Origin of the sequence: Pantoea osteomyelitidis, from assembly GCF_044342975.1 — a bacterium.
Lineage (GTDB): Bacteria > Pseudomonadota > Gammaproteobacteria > Enterobacterales > Enterobacteriaceae > Pantoea > Pantoea osteomyelitidis.
The window spans coordinates 311,168-329,931 of sequence record NZ_JBGFSN010000005.1 but is presented as its reverse complement, the minus strand read 5'-3'; the positions used below and the strand labels follow the sequence as shown (position 1 = coordinate 329,931).

Sequence of the window (18,764 nt, the reverse complement as noted above, 5' to 3'; positions counted from 1 at the left end):
GTGCTGCCACGGGCGTGAATCGTAGATCGCGATTACAGAATCGATTTGGCGGTTTTCACAACGTTTTCAACGGTGAAGCCAAACAGGTCGAACAGCTTCTCTGCCGGTGCAGACTCGCCAAAGGTAGTCATGCCGACGATTGCGCCGTTCAGACCAGTGTATTTGAACCAGAAATCGGCAATACCGGCTTCGATAGCGACGCGTGCGGCCACCGCTTTCGGCAGTACCGATTCACGGTAAGCAGCGTCCTGCTTGTCAAAGGCGTCGGTAGAAGGCATGGAAACCACGCGCACCTTACGTCCTTCGCTGGAAAGCTGGTCATACGCCGCCACAGCCAGTTCTACTTCGGAACCGGTGGCGATCAGAATCAGCTCCGGCTGGCCGTCGCAATCCTTCAGCACATAACCGCCGCGCGCCACGTTCGCCAGCTGCTCAGCGCTACGATCCTGCTGCGCCAGGTTCTGACGGGAGAAGATCAGCGCGCTCGGGCCATCTTTACGCTCAATGGCATATTTCCAGGCAACGGCAGATTCAACCTGGTCACAGGGACGCCAGGTGCTCATGTTCGGCGTGGTGCGCAGGCTGGCGAGCTGCTCGACCGGCTGGTGCGTCGGGCCATCTTCACCCAGACCGATAGAGTCGTGGGTATAAACCATTACCTGACGGATCTTCATCAGCGCCGCCATACGCGCCGCGTTACGGGCATACTCCACAAACATCAGGAAGGTCGCGGTGTACGGCAGGAAGCCGCCGTGCAGCGCGATACCGTTAGCGATGGCGGTCATACCGAACTCACGCACGCCGTAATGAATGTAGTTGCCTGCCGCGTCGACGTTGATCGGCTTCGATCCGGACCACATGGTCAGGTTGCTCGGCGCCAGGTCAGCGGAGCCGCCCAGGTATTCCGGCAACAGCTTGCCAAAAGCTTCGATGGTATTTTGTGAGGCTTTACGGCTGGCGATTTTCGCCGGGTTAGCCTGCAGTTGCTCGATAAACTTCTGCGACTCTTCCTGCCAGTTGGCCGGCAGCTCATTGCTCATGCGGCGTTTGAATTCAGCCGCCAGCTCCGGGTGCGCTTTGGCATAGGCAGCGAACTTCTCATCCCATGCAGATTCTTTGGTTTTACCCGTCTCTTTCGCATCCCACTCGGCATAAATTTCCTGCGGAATCACGAACGGCGCATGCTCCCAACCCAGCTGCTTGCGGGTCAGCGCGATTTCGTCGTCGCCCAGCGGCGCGCCGTGCGAGTCGTGGGTGCCCGCTTTGTTCGGTGAACCGAAACCGATAACGGTTTTGCACATCAGCAGCGAAGGCTTGTCGCTGACCGCTTTCGCTTCTTCAATCGCTTTTTTGATCGCTTCCGCGTCGTGGCCGTCAACGCCGCGCACGACGTGCCAGCCGTAGGCTTCAAAACGTGCGGCGGTGTCGTCAGTGAACCAGCCGTCGATATGACCGTCGATGGAGATGCCGTTGTCGTCGTAGAAAGCAACCAGTTTGCCCAACTTCAGGGTACCGGCCAGTGAACAGACCTCGTGTGAGATCCCTTCCATCATGCAGCCGTCGCCCATGAAGACGTAAGTATTGTGGTCTACGATCTCATGACCCGGACGGTTGAACTGCGCAGCCAGCGTGCGCTCGGCGATGGCGAAACCTACCGCGTTAGCAATGCCCTGCCCCAGCGGGCCGGTGGTGGTTTCCACACCCACGGTGTAGCCATATTCCGGGTGACCTGGAGTTTTTGAGTGCAGCTGACGGAAGTTCTGCAGCTCGCTCATCGGCAGATCGTAACCGCTGAGGTGCAGCAGGCTATAAATCAGCATGGAACCGTGACCGTTAGAGAGGATAAAGCGGTCGCGATCCGCCCACTGTGGATTGGTGGGGCTATGATTCAGGTAATCACGCCACAACACCTCAGCGATGTCAGCCATGCCCATTGGGGCACCCGGATGTCCCGATTTGGCTTTTTGTACTGCGTCCATACTTAACGCGCGAATAGCGTTGGCAAGCTCTTTACGAGAGGGCATTTTTTACTCCAGGTCGGATTAAGGCTTCGCCATCCCTAACTTATTGTAATTAATCAGTTATCAGGCAAAACCGGAAAAAAGTCGCGCTTCAATGTACATGAAAAACAGATCAAAAGTACATGGACGGAAATGCGATATCTTGCCGGGAAGCGTTGCAAATACAGCTTTGTCTGCTATGCAGACTGCAGACGAGGCGTTATAACCGAAACCTTACTCGCCTGGCGTTATATTCAGGTGATTGTTTTTCTTACCTTGTTACTTAATGGAATGAACAGTATGAAGATGCAAACCACAATACTGACCCTGGGCCTGGCTGCGCTGCTGAGCGGTTGCCAGGGACTGGACAACAATGCGCTGCTGACCTCGGGCGCGCAGGCTTTTCAGGCTTATACCCTTAACGACGACCAGGTGAAGCAGCTGAGCGACCAGTCATGCGAGCAGATGGATAAAGAGAATCAGCTTGCGCCTGCCAACAGCGAATACCAGCAGCGCCTGAACAAAATCGCCGCCGCGCTGGGCGATAACATCAACGGCACGCCAGCCAACTACAAGGTCTACGTCACGAAAGATGTTAATGCCTGGGCGATGGCAAACGGCTGTATTCGTGTTTACAGCGGCCTGATGGATATGATGAATGATGATGAAGTGGAAGGCGTAGTGGGACATGAGATGGGCCATGTGGCGCTCGGTCATACCCGCAAAGCGATGCAGCTGGCGCTGACCACCACCGCCGCACGCACTGCCGCGGCCTCGGTAGGCGGCGTGATCGGTTCGCTGTCACAGTCACAGCTGGGGGAGCTGGGTGAGAAACTGGTGAATGCACAATTCTCGCAGACCCAGGAGTCGCAGGCGGACGATTATTCTTACGATTTGCTGAAGAAACGCGGCATCAACCCGAACGGACTGGTCACCAGTTTTGAAAAACTGGCGAAGCTGCAAGGAGAGAGCGGAAGCAGCATGTTTGATTCCCATCCTGCCTCCGAAGCGCGCGCGCAGCATATTCGTGAGCGCATCGCGGCAAATAAATAACAGAGGATATAACCTCCTCTGCATTGAGGAGGTTATCGCGGTTTATTATCTGTTCTGCTAAAGATATTCATGACACTAAACAAATCAATCCAACAGAACTTATTACCAATTAATCAGAGCATTAATTTCATCATGATTAATTCAATAAATATCATTTGCCGATAACCTTCTCGTCATGTTTATAATTTAATGCTCTCTTATAATATCGGACAGAGAATCTGGAAATGAAGTTGGTCTTAGCTGAGAAAGACAACCTTTAATTTCGGAAAATCTTTTAATTTGTATCTCAGGCTCTCAATCTCTTGGCACAAAACAATATGGAAATTTTCTCATCTTAATGGATGAGATTGTTATTTATAAAACACAAAGGAATAGGCTATGAATCTCAATACACTGAATGCAATGATGCTGAGCGCCGGTATGGCGTTTGCCTCTTTCGCCAATGCGCTTTCCTCTAACACCATCGAATTTATCGGTGAGGTTACCGATCAAACCTGCGAAGCTTCCATTAATGGTAATACCAGCGCGCCGGTTATTTTGCTGCCTACCGTCAGCAAAGCGGAATTGGGCGCGGTGGGTCAAACCGCCGGAGAAACGCCATTTACCATCAAGCTGACTGGCTGTACGGCAGACTCCACAAAAGAGTTAGATATTAAAACCCGCTTCGTGGCGAACAATCTCACCAGTACTAACCGTATCGGTAATACCGGTGATGCCACAAACGTTGCGCTTGAACTTTTCGATCCGCAAAACGCCACAGCTCAGGTTGATGTCACCGGCGCAACGCCCGCGCCTGGCCTGAAATTACTGAAAGACTCTACTGAAGCCAGCTACGACTTCGGGGTACGTTACTACGCCGAGGGCGCCGCGACAGCGGGCACGGTCAACGGCAGTGTTCAGTACGCACTCTCCTATCGTTAATTTCTCAAACCCCCTCACTGAGTGAGATTTTGCTCACTCAGTGAGTATCCAGCGTAATGCTTTTATGAAATTTTATTCTGTTATCCCAATACTGTTTTGCAGTGTGCTGAGCTTTTCCGCTTCAGCCAGCGTGGTCATGACCAATACACGCGTAATCTACCCGGCGGAAGAAAAATCGAAAACGATTCAGTTTACCAATCGGAGTGATATTCCTTACCTGATGCAACTCTGGACGGATATTAATAATCCAGACTCCTCACCGGATAATGCTGATGGCCCTTTTCTCGTCTCCCCGGTGATTTTTCGCATGGAGCCGAAATCGGGTCACTCCGCCAGGCTTAGTTTTGTCGGTGAAAATCTGCCACAGGATCGCGAATCGCTTTTTTATCTGAATTTTTCTCAAATCCCGCCGAAAAGCAGTGGCGGCGAAGCGAACAAGCTGCTGTTAATTCTTAAAAGCCGGGTAAAGATATTTTATCGACCCAAGGCTATTCAGGGAAGGCCGACGGATCTGGCAAAAAATCTCTCTTTCGAATTAAGCCAGTTAAATGGCGTGAACCTGCTACGGATTAAAAACAGTAGCGGCTTTTATGCTTCTTTCGCCAGTGCGGAAATCAAAGTAAAGGATAAATCTTATCCGGTCGACATTGATATGGTCGCGCCAAAAAGCGAACAAATTTTGACGATCAAAAATATGCCCGCAGGCCAGAAAGGCGCATTTACCTTGCGTTATACCCTGATTAATGACCTGGGTGCGAAGAGAGTCAACGAAACCCTGATTTAAGCTGTGAACCGATGTATTTCTGCGGTTTAAAACCGTAATCGTTCTATAAAGCTAAAATAAGCACAACTTAAAATGGATTTTTCAAAGCCCAAAAAAAGCGCAGCCTTTAAAGTAAAGTCGCTCGCTTCGTTGATTTTTCTTTCTTGCCTCCCCATTGACGTGGCCTGGGCGCAAGAGCGCTCTGAGACATCGCCTGAACGCTCCGGGCAGGAACATATTGAGTTTGATGTCGACCTGCTGATTGGTGAGAAAAGCAAAAAAATCGATCTGTCCCGCTTCAGCAAAAAAAACCGCGCGGCGCCAGGCCGCTATATTGCCGACATCTGGTTTAATGATGAGTATTTTTCGCGTCAGTCAGTCAGCTTTGTTGCGGTGAGTGATGATGAGGTGCAGCCCTGCCTGACGGAAAAAATGCTGAAAGAGGCGCAAATCCGTTTTAAACAAACAATGACGCCCAACGCCGACGGCTGTCTGCTTCCCGGCAGGGATCTTGCTTCAAGCCAGGCGCAGTTTGATATCAGCACGCAGAAATTAAACATTTTGATTCCGCAAATTCTGCTGGAAAAGCGTTTTAAGGGCGTGCCGGAAGAACAGCTTTCCAGCGGTGAAAGCGCGCTTTTTGCCAACTACGACACTAACTATTACTACAGTCATTCAAAAACTAACCCCTCGCATTCTGTTTATCTGTTTCTGAACAGCGGCCTGAACCTGGGGCTGTGGCAACTGCGTTCGCAATCTAACGCCACCGGGTATAAAAGCCATACGCAAAAACAGCAGCTAAAGTGGCAGACGCTGCGCACGTATTTACAGCGCCCTCTCACCTCACTCGGCAGCCAGCTGACTGTGGGTGAAACCTATACCGCCAGCAACGGATTCAGCGGAACAGGCTTTGTCGGCGTCAAGCTGGAAACGGATGAGCGCATGAAGCCGGACAGAGAACGCGGCTATGCGCCCGTGATTCGCGGCGTCGCGGCGACCACGGCGAAAGTAACCTTGCGTCAACGCGGTCAAATCATTCATCAGACCACGGTTTCCCCTGGCGCATTTGAAATCGACGATCTGCCGCCTACCTCCTTTCAGGGTGATATTGACGTCAGCGTCGAAGAGGCTGACGGGCGCGTCTCTTCGTTTAGCGTCCCTTTTGCCGCCGTGCCTGACTCGTTACGTCCCGGTTATTCCCAATTCAGCGTTGTTGCTGGCGAAACCGCAAACACCCATACCTCGAATGCGCTTTTCACCGATCTGGTGTGGCGCAAAGGGGTATCAAATCAGTTCACCTATAATTCCGGGCTGCGCTTATCACGGGATTATCTTTCGCTGCTTTCCGGGCTGGTTTACAGCAATCCGTTCGGGGCGTTTGGATTTAACAGTATCTGGTCAAGCACCAGTATTAATGGCGAAAGATTAAATGGCTGGCGTCTCGGCAGCACCTGGAGCCGCACCTTTAATACCACCGGCACCAAGGTAGCGTTAGCCGGTTATCGTTATTCCACTCTGGGTTATCGTGAACTGAATGATGTGCTGGGTTTACGCGATGCGGCGAAAGATAACCAACGCTGGCAATCGGATAGTTACCAGCAAAGCAGCCAGCTCACGCTGACGCTTAATCAGAACCTAAATGGCTACGGCAATTTGTGGCTGTCCGGGACGCAGAGTCGCTACCATAACGGCGGCGATCCTAACATGAGCTTTTATTTGGGCTACAGCAACGCCTGGAAAAGCATAAATTATGATATTTCCGTGAACCGTCAATATTCAGGGCTGCGGAAGTATGGCCTGGTTGCGGATACAAATAATTCACGATTGAAAGCGGAAAACATTTTTATGCTTTCGTTCTCTGTTCCGTTATCCACTTCAGCCCGGGCGCCGAATCTTTCCACCAGCATTAATCACGCACCGGATCGGCAAAACCGCACCAGCTTGCGCAGCAGCGTCTCTGGCACATTGGGCAACGAGCGCCGTTCCGTCTGGAGCATAAACGCCAACCGCGATACACAAGGAAACGCTAGCGGGTTCGGCGGCAGCCTGACGCAAAATTTCTCAGCGGCGACAACCAGCATGAATTTTTCAAAATCCGATCGTTTTTTTCAGGGCGGCGCTGCGCTGCGCGGTAGCCTGGTGATGCATCAGGGAGGGGTGACTTTCGGGCCTTATTTAGGAGATTCATTCGCGCTGGTCGAAGCGCAAGGCGCGCAAGGCGCTACCCTGATCAACGGCATGGGCGCCACCATCGATCGTTTTGGCTACGCCATTTATCCAACATTAATTCCCTATCGTTACAATGAAATTGCTTTGGATGCAAAAAATACTCGAGATGCCTACACCGAGCTGACTGATAACCAAAAGCGGGTAGCGGCCTACTCAGGCGCAATGGTAAAAGTCAAATTTAAGACACAGCGTGGTTATCCAGTTTTAATCAAGGTCAAAGACAATAATAAATTACCGCTTAACGCCGATGTTTTTGATGAAAATAACAATATTGTAGGATTAGTCGGCCAGGGCAATCAAATTTACGCCAGAGTAAGCAATCAAAAAGGCGTTTTATCTGTTGGCGACCGTTCATTGTGCAATATCGCTTACTCTCTGGATAACAACAAAAGCACACAACTTCTCTGGCGGCTGACAGCTGCCTGTAGTCATTAACTTAGCCAGGTAAAAATATGAAAAAGTGGAAGCACAACGTTATTAGCGTGCTTTTTTGTTTTTTTTGGTTACCCGGCTGCTGGGCGACCTGCTACAAAATCACAGCGGTAAATAATACTCCCTCTAGTGCATCCTATACTGAGCCGGGCAAGGGCGAGGTTGTCCCCTGGGGAGGTGCGCTCGATACCGCAGGCAGTGCAGGCAGCATAGCCGGTAACGTTAATTTACCCGATGACTCAGCATTAGGTGGGAATGAAACATTTGTGCCCGATGGGACTATACTCGCCAGCGGTACCGTGCGTTTTCTGGAGATGGGATCGATCGCTTATACACCAGAAACCATTCTGTTCCGCTGCACGGCGGATGAAAATGGCAAGTTATACGAATATTATTCGACAAACGGGGATTATGCTTATGGCGGGAATATAGAGGTAGGTAAGAACACAGGGCAAAGTGAGTCCTACCAGACCTACGTTACTCAAGTCGCCTCGCGCATTACCAATCTGGCTACAGGGGAATATTACTCACGCTACTGGAAAAGTCGCCCGCTGCGCAACCTGGACCGCGACTCTTACGGCTGGATATTAATAAAAGCTAAAAATTTTTCTGACGCAAAAATAGAGCTTTTTAAAAACAGTAATGCCAAAGGAGTAATTCCCTCAGGTAACTATTCTTATCATCAGCCGCTCGCCTATATTGCTTTCAAAGGAGGCGGTTTAAGTTCCAAGCTTTACGATGGCGCCGATCATGCCTCGAATTTTGACGGCTGGTACAGCTACTGGCCTGGCGCAGTTAATCTCTATAACCGCGTATCATTTACGACTATCCTCACCTGTAAATTAACACAAACTACGCCGAGCGTTATTTTCCCGCTTATTTCCGTGCAACAATTGATGCAGGGACAAAAAATCACGCAGCCCATTGATATCAGTTTTATATGTCAATCAACACAGTCATCAGGTAATTATACAGGTTTTCAGTCAGGTACTTTTCCAGGCCAAACAGCCATTGGTTTTGTGGTTAATAGTGAGAATGCCGCCGCTGCCCGTGAGGAAGGACTTGAATCTGATCCTGGCATCATCAGCCATTTGCTTTCCGATGGATATAAAAAGGATCCCGAAGCGCCAACCGGCGTAGGCGTCAGCATAAGCGATGGAAAGCAATCGGCGCGGATCGATCTGCTTGATGATATAAACGCGATAGAAGGTTGGAATCCGGTTCTCTTCAATGCCTCCGTTACGGGAGGAGTCAACGGCACACGCCGTTATAAAGCACGTTATTACGCCACGCTGGAACGCTTGCCTGGCAAACAGGTCACGAGTGGATACTTTCATGCCACCCTACAGGTTGTTATCAAGGTAATGTAATGAAGATTTTTATCAGTTTGCTGCTTTTTGGCTTGTTGTTTTCTTCCCCGGGTTGGGCAGCGCTGGCGATTGAAGGCAGCCGGGTTATTTTTTCCAGCGATCAACGGGAAGGGTCATTGCGGCTGATGAATGGCAGCGATAAACCGATTTTGGTGCAGGCGTGGGTAGATGATGGCTCTGCGCAGGGCACGCCGCAAAACGCCGGCGATGTGCCAGTGATTCCCCTGCCCTCTCTGTTTCGTATCGAACCGCGCAGACCCTATACATTACGTTTGCTGGCAACTCCCATAACTCTGCCGCAGGACAGGGAGTCGCTGTTCTGGCTGAACCTGAATGAGATCCCGGCGTCATCGCCGCAGCCACAAGCCAGCCCGTTTCAGCTGAAAGTACAGGTTCGCATGCAGCTTAAACTGCTTTATCGTCCAGTTCAGATCAGGGATAGCGTTGATAAGCGCACTGCTTCGCAACAATTTCAGCTGTTGCGGGAAAATGGCGAGATGAAACTGAAGGTGACAAACCCTACGCCTTTTTACGCCATTTATTCCCGAGCGGAAATCGAAACAGCAGGCCAGAAAGCGCAGCCTGTTGAGCTGGCAATATTTGCCCCTTTTGAAAGCAAAACGCTTAGCTTGCCGGAAAGCATCACCTGGACACCCGGACGGATACGTTTTGCGCTGATTAATGATCAAGGTAATGAAGAGGTGGCTGAGAAAAAATTGTAGTGCCTGTACCTCAACTCTTTTAATGAATGAAAGAGTTGAGGCAAGGAAATCTTCTTAACGCTTAAACAGCTGATCCACCATACTGCCTAAATCCAGCTTGTTATCATGCATCGTCTGCTCGTCAAGCTGGCCCTGCGGCGACATCTTATCAATCAGCTGCGGCAGCAGTGAAGCCAGGGTGCCGGATGCGCCCTGCACATCGGTGCCCAGCTTGTCCGCCAGCGAATGCAGCTCGCCCTGACCAAACGCCGACTGGATTTCATCGCCGCTCACCGGCCGGTTCGAACCGGTGCCGATCCAGGAGGAAAAAACATCCGCCAGCCCGCCTTGCTGAAACTTATGCAGCAGTACTTCAATGCCGCCCTGCTCCTGCACCCAGTTCCAGATAGCGTGCAGCTGCCCCAGTTTATTCCCCTGTCCGCCGCCCAGCGAACCCACTAACTCATCAAGTAAGCCCATTGTGGCCTCCTGTAAATCAAATGAACGCCACAAAGTGTAGCTGCCGGGCGGCATATTCACCGTGATGGCTTAGCCTTTATTGGCAGCCTGCACGTGCAGCATATCCAGCGCCAGGGTCGCTGCCGCCAGCGACGTCAGATCGGCGTGGTCGTAACCTGGCGCCACTTCCACCAGATCCATCCCGACGATGTTCATCCCCTGCAGGCCGCGAATCAGCTTGGTGGCTTTATCAGTGGTCAGGCCGCCAATTACCGGCGTGCCGGTGCCGGGCGCGTGTGCCGGGTCCAGGCAGTCGATATCAAAGGTCAGGTAAACCGGCAGATCGCCCACGGTGCGTTTTACTTCCGCCAGAATATCGTCCACGCTGCGATCGTTGACCTGTGCCGCATCCAGCACGTTAAAGCCGAGGCTCTTATCAAATTCGGTACGAATACCGATCTGCACCGAATGGTTGGGATCGATCAGCTCCTCTTTCGGCGCGGTGAAGAACATGGTGCCGTGGTCAAAGGTCGGACCGTTGGAATAGGTGTCGGTATGAGCATCGAAATGCACCAGCGCCATTTTGCCGAAATGTTTTGCGTGCGCGCGCAGCAGCGGCAGCGTGACGTAGTGGTCGCCGCCAAAGGTCAGCATACGTTTGCCGTTCGCCAGCAGCTTTTCGGCGTGCGCCTGCAATTTGTCGGAGAGATCCTGCGAATCACCGAAGGCGTAAACCAGGTCGCCGCAGTCAACCACGTTCAGCCGCTGACGCAGATCAAAATCCCACGGCCAGCGACATCCTTCCCACGCCAGGTTAGTGGAAATCTGACGAATCGCGCCTGGTCCCAGGCGGCTGCCCGGACGGCCTGAGGTGGCGGCATCAAAAGGCACGCCGGTGATCACCCATTCGGCATCGCTGTCGTAAGGCTGGAAGTTGACCGGAAAACGCATGAAGCCGAAGGCGTTTGAGACCAGGGAATTGTCGTACTGATTGCCCAGGGTGTTATACATAACTCATCCTCGTGATATCTGAGAGTCGGGCCAGGCCCGCATGCCTGTTAAGGTATAGATGAAAAAAATCCCCTCCGCGTCGTTGAACCCGACGAGGAAGGGATTGATGATATTCAGCAAATTACGCTGATTATCGCGAAGAAGCGGGTAAGCTGCAACAGGTTGTCCTGATGGCGGAGAGACGCCGTAAAGCATGAAAAAGATTAATAAATTAGCAAATATAACAATTTGTCATCTATTTATTGTAAAAGCCAAGGATATTCCCATCATGAACAAGCTGAGTAAAATGCTATATTACGCTTTCAGGGCAGATAAAAGCTTAATTGCTGGCGCAAGGATATTGAGCGTCAAGATAATAAGTTTGCAACAACCGATTATTCTGACAGGTTTTTAGGGTACGCGGCATCTGCCACACTGTTCATACTCCGCCATATCACTTCATTGTCGACTTCTTTTCGCTTATTCCGTTGCGTAAATATCCATTCAAGGGCGCATAAGTCGTTCCTGACCGGCTGTGATTATTTCACTCAGGGTACAGGCTGGTGGCCAGACAGCATGTCAGCGCAAAAAGACGTCAGTGAATTGTTACTCATCGCTAAATCAAAAAGATGAGCAACAAAAGCTGAACGATCTCTAAAGCAAAAGGATAATTTTTCTGACGAGTGGAATGACACACAAACCTGACTTCAATAACAGGAGAACAAAATAAGAGATTTCTGACATGATGAATTTATCGGCAATAGTTGAATACAGGTATCGCCTTCTGTAAAAAACTACCCAACTGGTGCCATTTTTTCATTATAATTATCGGCGAACGCGCAGCAGATTATTTATTTTTCACAACATAACTCATTGAATAAAAATTATTTTCCACCTCAGGCTATAATGTTTTTCAGAGCTCGGCAAACAGATGAATAATTATTAACCACTATAATTTGATCTGAATCAAATTTTCACAATGCTAAAAAACACACAATATCAGTAATGTATTTAGCTTAGCGATTCGTCTGTATCTACTCTTTCATCTTTTCCAATACTATTCAGAGAGCCAGAAGAACGTAACGTTCGTTTCAAAACAAACTTAAAGATATGCATCGCAAATGATTAACCCTATCTCATTAAAGCAAAAAGCGTATATCGCCTCTATTTGCGCAGCGCTATTTATGGCCATTTCTTTTACCGGAATCTACTTCCCTTATAAAAAAACCAAAGTGGAAGTGAGCCTGGCTGGCGAACGTTTTTCTAAAATCCTCATCGATAACTTCAATCTGAACGAGCAGGTTGCTGAGACTATTTCTGTTAATCTTTTGCAACGAAGCAAAGAGGACGACGGCCTGTCACGCCTCGCGTTAAAGGAGGTGGAATATGATGAGACTCATCATATTTATGGTTTTAACACTCATCATAAGAACACACATCCGCAGGTGCACGGAACACTACAATGTGTTAATCCTGTCAGTGTAGAGGTTTACAATATTATAAAAAGCATAGATTATATTTATAATAATTATAGATTTGATAACAATTACATGGCGAGAACCCACTATTTTTATTCATTTGCCGGGGATTGTGTCTATGTCACGATCCCTGCGCCGCTGGATACCTATATCTTTGTTCCTGAGCGCGCTAATGCGTTAAAGATTTTCACGCGGCATTACAGTTATCTGAACCGTAAATTTTCTAAGGATCCCCAGTCAAAAGGCACGGTCAGTACTGAAATTTATGAAGACCAGCTTACCCATACCAATGCATACAGCGTAATCAGCTATATTTATGATTTGAGCCAACCCGGAAGCGAGCGGGTACTCGGCGCATTAATGTATGATAATACCATGAGCGATTTAAAAGTATTCGCTAAAGCGGCGGCTGGCGAGCTTGACAGTCGTTACGTCAACGAAAAGCTCGTTTCATACGATACGGGGAATGAGATCATTCTGTCAGGGGATAAAAGCGATTATCACAATCCCATGGTCTATGACTTATCTAAAAAATATACCGTGATGGTTGATATCGTTCTGCCTGCGTTTGTGATTTATAATCGTACTGCGTTTACTGCTTTGCTGCTGGCTTTTTTAACCACGGTGGTGGTCTGGTTTGTTTTAAGGTGGTACGTAATAAAAAGCAGCCAGGAAAGTATGACTGACCATTTAACCAACATTTATAATCGCAAAGTGTTAAATTTGCTTCATGTGCCTCACCCTTGTGCCCTCGCGGTAATAGATTGCAATAAGTTTAAGTTTATCAATGATACTTACGGGCATGAAATGGGCGATAACGCACTGGTATATATTACCAATATTTTCCAACAGTTGAGGAAAAGCGGAAAAGAGATATTTATTCGTTTAGGCGGCGATGAGTTCTGCATCGTGTTTCCCGAAAGGTCCTGTCGCCATGCAGAAGAATATTTGCAGGAAGTATTGGTGCAACTCAAAGATTTTCGTAAGCATATTTCTTTATCTGTCTCATGGGGTGTGGTGGAATGGAAACACAATGAATCTGTGACGAGCGCAATTAAACGCGCTGATGAGATTTTGTATGCAGAAAAAAATAAAAAATCACTAAAATCCATCACCCATTAAATATAACATCTTACTCACGAGAAAATTATGTTTTCCAAAAATGAAATGAGAAAAAAATTAAGCTGCGCTTTAAAAAACAGAGAGTTATATGCTGTTTTTCAGCCAAAGGTCGATGTAACGAATAATCAGATTTATTCTTTAGAAGCGTTGATACGCTGGCATTATCAGGGACAGGATATTCCCCTCAGCACTTTTTACACGCTTCTGCAAAGCGATCTGCTGGGCCATCAGGTGTTTAAATTCATCATCAAAGAGAGCCTGGACATGCATAAAAAGCTTCTTGATGAAGGATTAACCTGTGCAATGAGCATCAATGTGTCAAACCCGACGCTTAAGCTGCCTCATGCTGCCGAAGAGATCCTTGAGCTGCTTGAAAAGTCACACATCGATAAAGCAGCCGTTAAGCTGGAGATATTAGAGTGCGTTGATATATTTTCAGATGAAATTATTCAGGATAATCTAAAGCGGTTAAAAGCTAGCGGCATCCCTCTGATTCTGGATGATTTCGGGTCAGGAGAGTTTTTTCTGAAAAATATTCAGCTGGTTGACTTCGATGCGATAAAGATCGACAGAGAGATCTGCCTGACGGCGCAAAGCAATAACCTGATCCGCGATATCATCTCTTCCGTGGTGGTTTACGGACAGCAAAACAGCAAAGTCATTATTGCGGAAGGTATTGAGACTGAGCCGCAACAGGCATTGATGCGCTCACAGGGTGTGGAAGTTTTTCAGGGTTATCTTTTTGCTCGTCCGATGGCTCAGCGGCAGGTTCTTCCCTGGCTAAATAATTTTTATCAGCAAGCTGCCGGGTATTAAAAAGGTTGAGCGTCTGGCGCTCAACCTTTTTGTAAAGCTTACTCGTCTTCCAGATAGGTATAGCCATACAGGCCGCTTTCAAACTCCGCGAGGAACTGCGCACGCAGCTCTTCGTCGAGGTCGGTCTCTTTTACCTGGTTGCGGAACAGACTCATCAGTTCATCCGGGTTGAGCTGAACATACTGCAGCATATCCGCCACGGTATCGCCCTCATCCGAAAGCTGAACATCTACCCTGCCGTCAGGACGAGCATAGACATCCACCGCTTCGGTATCGCCGAACAGGTTGTGCATGTTGCCGAGAATCTCCTGATAAGCGCCGACCATAAAGAAGCCGAGCATGGGCGGATTATCAACGTCATATTCCGGCATCGGCATCGTGGTGGCGATGCCGTCGCCATCGACATAATGATCGATGGTGCCGTCAGAGTCACAAGTGATATCCAGCAGCACGGCGCGACGTTTCGGCGATTTGTTCAGCCCCTCCAGCGGCAGCACCGGGAAGAGTTGGCCAATCCCCCAGGCGTCCGGCATTGACTGAAACAACGAGAAGTTGACGTAAATCTTATCCGCCATGCGTTCCTGCAACTCGTCGATAATCGGACGGTGCGCGCGGTTGCTGGGATCGAGATGCTGCTGGATATAGTGACAAATCCCCAGGTAAAGCTGCTCGGCCCAGGCACGCTGTTTCAGATCGTAAGTGCCTGATGAGTAGCCGGTGTGGATATCAAACAGGTCCATCTGACTGTCATGCAGCCACTCGCGCAGCGAACGGCGATTGCCCGGCTCGTGCATCTCCTGCCAGGTTTCCCACAGGCTGAGGATCGGACGCGGCGCGTCGGCTTCCGGCGCTTCCGGCGTGCTGAACTCATTGCGCTCTACGCCAATGATGTTAGAGACCAACACCGTATGATGCGCGGTCACGGCGCGGCCCGACTCGGTGATCACCGTGGGATGCTCCAGCCCATGCTCGTCACAGGCGGCGCCAATGGCCCAGATAACGTTATTCGCGTATTCGTTCAGGCCGTAGTTTACCGAGCAGTCAGACTGCGAGCGCGTGCCTTCATAATCCACGCCGAGACCGCCGCCCACGTCAAAACATTTGATATTAACGCCCAGCCTGGCAAGCTCAACGAAGAAGCGCGCCGACTCACGCACGCCAGTAGCGATATCGCGGATATTAGCCAGCTGCGAGCCGAGATGGAAATGCAGCAGTTGCAGGCTGTCGAGACGACCGGCATTGCGCATGATTTCTACCAGCTGCAACACCTGCGTTGCCGACAGCCCGAACTTCGATTTTTCACCGCCGCTGGACTGCCATTTACCGGAGCCTTGCGAGGCGAGACGCGCGCGGATGCCGAGGCGCGGCGTAACGTTCAGACGCTCAGCCTCTTCCAGCACCAGGCGCACCTCGGTCATTTTCTCGAGCACCAGATAAACTTTGTGGCCGAGCTTCTCGCCGATCAGCGCCAGACGAATATACTCACGATCTTTATAACCGTTGCAGACGATAACCGAACGAGTCTGCCCGGCATGGGCCAGCACCGCCATCAGCTCTGCTTTGGAACCTGCTTCCAGACCGAGCGGTTCGCCAGAGTGGATCAGCGATTCGATCACGCGTTTATGCTGGTTCACCTTGATCGGATAAACGAGGAAATAGTTGCCTTTGTAGCCGTAAGATTCACGGGCGCGCTTAAACGCCGCGTTAATGGAGCGCAGGCGATGTTGCAGAATTTGCGGGAAGCAGAACAGCGCCGGCAGACGCTGACCGTCCGCTTCGCGCTCTTTCACCAGCTTCGCCAGATCGACGCGAACTTCCGGCATATCCGGATCCGGGCAGACGCTGATGTGCCCCAGCTCGTTTACGTCGTAGTAGTTATTGCCCCACCAGGCAATATTGTATGTGCGCAGCATTTTGCTGGCGTCCTGATCGTTCATGGCTACCTCCTGCATAGAGCGGAGTACACCCAGTTCGCCTGCTGACGAACCCTTGATATTCTTCATGTCGTCAGACATCACGAACCTCAATTTTCCGTTGAAATAAAAAATCGTTTTCTGGCTTAGCCGCAGATAAACCAGGTTCCCTCGTTTTTCCCGCCGTCAACCTAAACCGTGGTGCACCCGCCTGAGCGGTTGTTGCAAAGCTATAAGTGTAAAACACCTGGACGGACTCCGCTTAACGGAACAGAAATAGCCTGGACCTTCTACCGGCAAAAGCAGGCGAAGATCGCGCGTGGTCAGAATGGTTGAAAAGATTAACCGGCGCTCGTGTCGGGATAATTACCGCAACGAACATAACGTCGGCAGAAAAGAGAAACAGGTAAGAAGAGAGAGAGGATCGCCAGCGCGCCTGAACAGCGCAGAGAACCGAAATGAGCAAAAAGTAGGTTCATTACTCTTATCACCTCCACACATGCCATCAGCATATGGAAAACAACCTGGGTGAAAGCCAGATAAACAGCTTATCTGACGGGCGCGACGCGCTGCGGCGTCATCCTTTACGGCACACAAAGCCGCGGCGTTTTATACCTCCTGGCCGGGGAAATTGCAAAAAATTTCCCGGCAATCCGCCAGCTGTCAGGAAAATTTTCCAGCGCTGCGTTGATGTAAAATGCGGAAACAGAAAAAGCACTGGTAATTCGCTCACTGTGTAACCTAAAATAGCCGTCCAGATGGTTTTCCATCTAAACTGGTTAACATCCAGGCTGCGTCAGCCTTATGTGCTCGCACTTCCTTAACTGCTCGCGGCTTTGCCTGAAGGAGCGCCGGAACAGGCCTCGCCTCTCTTGCGCTATGCAGTCGAATTCAAACCATTTTAGTAAGGTAAAGAATAGAATGGCAAAACACCTTTTTACGTCCGAGTCCGTATCGGAAGGACATCCTGATAAAATCGCTGACCAAATCTCTGATGCCGTGCTGGACGCAATCCTGGAACAGGACCCCAAAGCGCGCGTGGCCTGCGAAACCTACGTGAAAACCGGTATGGTGCTGGTTGGCGGTGAAATCACCACCAGCGCATGGGTTGATATCGAAGAGATCACCCGTAATACCGTACGTGATATCGGCTATGTTCATTCCGATATGGGCTTTGATGCCAACTCCTGCGCAGTACTGAGCGCAATCGGCAAACAGTCTCCGGATATCAACCAGGGCGTTGACCGCACCGATCCGCTGGAACAGGGCGCAGGCGACCAGGGTCTGATGTTTGGTTATGCGACCAACGAAACAGACGTGCTGATGCCAGCGCCGATCACCTATGCGCACCGTCTGGTACAGCGCCAGTCTGAAGTGCGCAAAAACGGCACCCTGCCGTGGCTGCGCCCGGATGCGAAAAGCCAGGTCACCTTCCAGTATGACGACGGCAAAATCGTCGGCATCGACGCGGTAGTGCTCTCAACCCAGCATGCGGAAGAGATTGCGCAGAAAGATCTGCAGGAAGCGGTGATGGAAACCATCATCAAGCCGGTCTTACCGTCAGAATGGCTGAACAGCAGCACCAAATATTTCATTAACCCCACGGGGCGTTTCGTTATCGGCGGCCCGATGGGCGATTGCGGCCTGACCGGTCGTAAAATCATCGTTGATACCTACGGCGGCATGGCGCGTCACGGCGGCGGTGCATTCTCCGGTAAAGATCCGTCGAAAGTAGACCGCTCTGCCGCTTATGCAGCGCGCTACGTAGCGAAAAATATCGTGGCGGCCGGTCTGGCTGACCGCTGTGAGATTCAGGTTTCCTACGCTATCGGCGTGGCTGAGCCGACTTCCATCATGGTGGAAACCTTCGGCACCGAGAAAATTGCTACTGAACAGCTGACGCTGCTGGTTCGTGAGTTCTTCGACCTGCGTCCTTACGGTCTGATCCAGATGCTGGATCTGCTGCAACCGATCTACCGCGAGACTGCCGCTTACGGCCACTTTGGTCGCGAGCATTTCCCGTGGGAAAAAACCGACAAAGCGGAACAACTGCGCGACGCCGCTGGTCTGTAATTCCGCTCTCTGCGCCCTGATGGTTTCAGGGCTGGAGATAAAGAATCAGAGAGCGTGAATGACGCAACGTTAAAGGGAGCCAGAGATGGCTCCCTTTGCTTTTCTGTTACGCCGATGCGCATGGTTGCGTCTGAATTAGCAGAAGAAAAAACCGCTTAAAATTAACCTATTTAATATAAAGACCATTTTTACAGAAACCCCTTCCTGACGAATCATAGATTCAAATAAAGCGTTATCTGCTCTATAACCTGAAATACTTTTGTGATCTACATCACAATATTGCCTCCACTGCCTTAAGATAACTTCGCAAAAATTTTGCCTGCTTATTCCTCTGATTTTTTCTGCCACATCAATCTTTGGTTTATCTACTACACTTCAATCGCTTGTTGATGCACCTTTTTGATAACGCTTACAAATTGAAACGCTTTAACTTTCTGTGATTTA

General features: G+C 50.1%; 13 protein-coding genes. 9 read left to right on the top strand and 4 right to left on the bottom strand.

The genetic code is table 11. The features are described 5' to 3' along the window. Positions 1 to 32: 32 nt before the first annotated feature. Positions 33 to 2,024, bottom strand: a complete 1,992-nt coding sequence (gene tkt, locus ABU178_RS15210; RefSeq protein ID WP_397216388.1) for a transketolase — start codon at positions 2,022 to 2,024, stop codon at positions 33 to 35. A 276-nt stretch (positions 2,025 to 2,300) separates the two neighbouring features. On the opposite strand from tkt, the gene loiP reads away from it, so the two are divergent. The 6 genes from loiP (at position 2,301) to ABU178_RS15180 (ending at position 9,490) form a co-directional block, all read left to right on the top strand. Then, the gene (gene loiP, locus ABU178_RS15205; RefSeq protein WP_397216386.1) at positions 2,301 to 3,053 is read left to right on the top strand and encodes a metalloprotease LoiP; all 753 of its coding nucleotides are present in this window, start codon (positions 2,301 to 2,303) and stop codon (positions 3,051 to 3,053) included. Positions 3,054 to 3,431: 378 nt separating this feature from the next. Continuing rightward, positions 3,432 to 3,974 (top strand): fimbrial protein, encoded by a 543-nt coding sequence (locus ABU178_RS15200; RefSeq protein WP_397216384.1) that lies wholly within the window; start codon positions 3,432 to 3,434, stop codon positions 3,972 to 3,974. A 40-nt stretch (positions 3,975 to 4,014) separates the two neighbouring features. Continuing rightward, entirely contained in the window at positions 4,015 to 4,758 is a 744-nt protein-coding gene (locus ABU178_RS15195; protein WP_397216382.1) for a molecular chaperone, read from the top strand. 72 nt (positions 4,759 to 4,830) lie between these two features. After that, on the top strand, positions 4,831 to 7,401 hold the full coding sequence (locus ABU178_RS15190; protein ID WP_397216380.1) for a fimbria/pilus outer membrane usher protein: 2,571 nt from the start codon (positions 4,831 to 4,833) through the stop codon (positions 7,399 to 7,401). Positions 7,402 to 7,418: 17 nt separating this feature from the next. Next, positions 7,419 to 8,768 (top strand): fimbrial protein, encoded by a 1,350-nt coding sequence (locus ABU178_RS15185; RefSeq protein ID WP_397216378.1) that lies wholly within the window; start codon positions 7,419 to 7,421, stop codon positions 8,766 to 8,768. Beyond that, positions 8,768 to 9,490, top strand: a complete 723-nt coding sequence (locus ABU178_RS15180) for a molecular chaperone (RefSeq protein WP_397216376.1) — start codon at positions 8,768 to 8,770, stop codon at positions 9,488 to 9,490. The genes ABU178_RS15185 and ABU178_RS15180 overlap by 1 nt, the downstream gene beginning before the upstream one ends. Before the next feature lie 54 nt (positions 9,491 to 9,544). Here ABU178_RS15180 and ABU178_RS15175 read toward each other — a convergent pair whose 3' ends face one another. Further along, positions 9,545 to 9,949, bottom strand: a complete 405-nt coding sequence (locus ABU178_RS15175) for a YidB family protein (protein WP_397216374.1) — start codon at positions 9,947 to 9,949, stop codon at positions 9,545 to 9,547. A gap of 69 nt (positions 9,950 to 10,018) precedes the next feature. After that, positions 10,019 to 10,939, bottom strand: coding sequence for an agmatinase (speB, locus tag ABU178_RS15170; protein ID WP_397216372.1), 921 nt, complete (start codon positions 10,937 to 10,939; stop codon positions 10,019 to 10,021). Between the two features lie 1,100 nt (positions 10,940 to 12,039). On the opposite strand from speB, the gene ABU178_RS15165 reads away from it, so the two are divergent. Continuing rightward, positions 12,040 to 13,518, top strand: a complete 1,479-nt coding sequence (locus tag ABU178_RS15165) for a diguanylate cyclase domain-containing protein (protein WP_397216370.1) — start codon at positions 12,040 to 12,042, stop codon at positions 13,516 to 13,518. Between the two features lie 27 nt (positions 13,519 to 13,545). Beyond that, complete coding sequence (locus ABU178_RS15160) at positions 13,546 to 14,334, top strand: EAL domain-containing protein (protein WP_397216368.1); 789 nt, start codon at positions 13,546 to 13,548, stop codon at positions 14,332 to 14,334. A gap of 38 nt (positions 14,335 to 14,372) precedes the next feature. Here the strand turns inward: ABU178_RS15160 and speA are convergent, their stop codons facing one another. Then, entirely contained in the window at positions 14,373 to 16,349 is a 1,977-nt protein-coding gene (gene speA / locus ABU178_RS15155; protein WP_397216366.1) for a biosynthetic arginine decarboxylase, read from the bottom strand. Positions 16,350 to 17,168: 819 nt separating this feature from the next. Here speA and metK point away from each other — a divergent pair. After that, positions 17,169 to 18,320: a methionine adenosyltransferase gene (gene metK / locus ABU178_RS15150; protein ID WP_397216365.1), complete on the top strand. Its 1,152-nt coding sequence runs from the start codon at positions 17,169 to 17,171 to the stop codon at positions 18,318 to 18,320. Positions 18,321 to 18,764 lie beyond the last annotated feature (444 nt).

What these genes read in the sequence shown, in the direction of transcription:
- ABU178_RS15190 (WP_397216380.1), top strand. Translation starts at nt 4,831, where the DNA reads ATGGATTTTTCAAAGCCCAAAAAAAGCGCAGCCTTTAAAGTAAAGTCG.
- ABU178_RS15165 (WP_397216370.1), top strand. Translation starts at nt 12,040, where the DNA reads ATGATTAACCCTATCTCATTAAAGCAAAAAGCGTATATCGCCTCTATT.
- ABU178_RS15180 (WP_397216376.1), top strand. Translation starts at nt 8,768, where the DNA reads ATGAAGATTTTTATCAGTTTGCTGCTTTTTGGCTTGTTGTTTTCTTCC.
- speA (WP_397216366.1), bottom strand. Translation starts at nt 16,349, where the DNA reads ATGTCTGACGACATGAAGAATATCAAGGGTTCGTCAGCAGGCGAACTG.
- ABU178_RS15185 (WP_397216378.1), top strand. Translation starts at nt 7,419, where the DNA reads ATGAAAAAGTGGAAGCACAACGTTATTAGCGTGCTTTTTTGTTTTTTT.
- speB (WP_397216372.1), bottom strand. Translation starts at nt 10,939, where the DNA reads ATGTATAACACCCTGGGCAATCAGTACGACAATTCCCTGGTCTCAAAC.
- loiP (WP_397216386.1), top strand. Translation starts at nt 2,301, where the DNA reads ATGAAGATGCAAACCACAATACTGACCCTGGGCCTGGCTGCGCTGCTG.
- metK (WP_397216365.1), top strand. Translation starts at nt 17,169, where the DNA reads ATGGCAAAACACCTTTTTACGTCCGAGTCCGTATCGGAAGGACATCCT.
- ABU178_RS15160 (WP_397216368.1), top strand. Translation starts at nt 13,546, where the DNA reads ATGTTTTCCAAAAATGAAATGAGAAAAAAATTAAGCTGCGCTTTAAAA.
- ABU178_RS15175 (WP_397216374.1), bottom strand. Translation starts at nt 9,949, where the DNA reads ATGGGCTTACTTGATGAGTTAGTGGGTTCGCTGGGCGGCGGACAGGGG.
- tkt (WP_397216388.1), bottom strand. Translation starts at nt 2,024, where the DNA reads ATGCCCTCTCGTAAAGAGCTTGCCAACGCTATTCGCGCGTTAAGTATG.
- ABU178_RS15200 (WP_397216384.1), top strand. Translation starts at nt 3,432, where the DNA reads ATGAATCTCAATACACTGAATGCAATGATGCTGAGCGCCGGTATGGCG.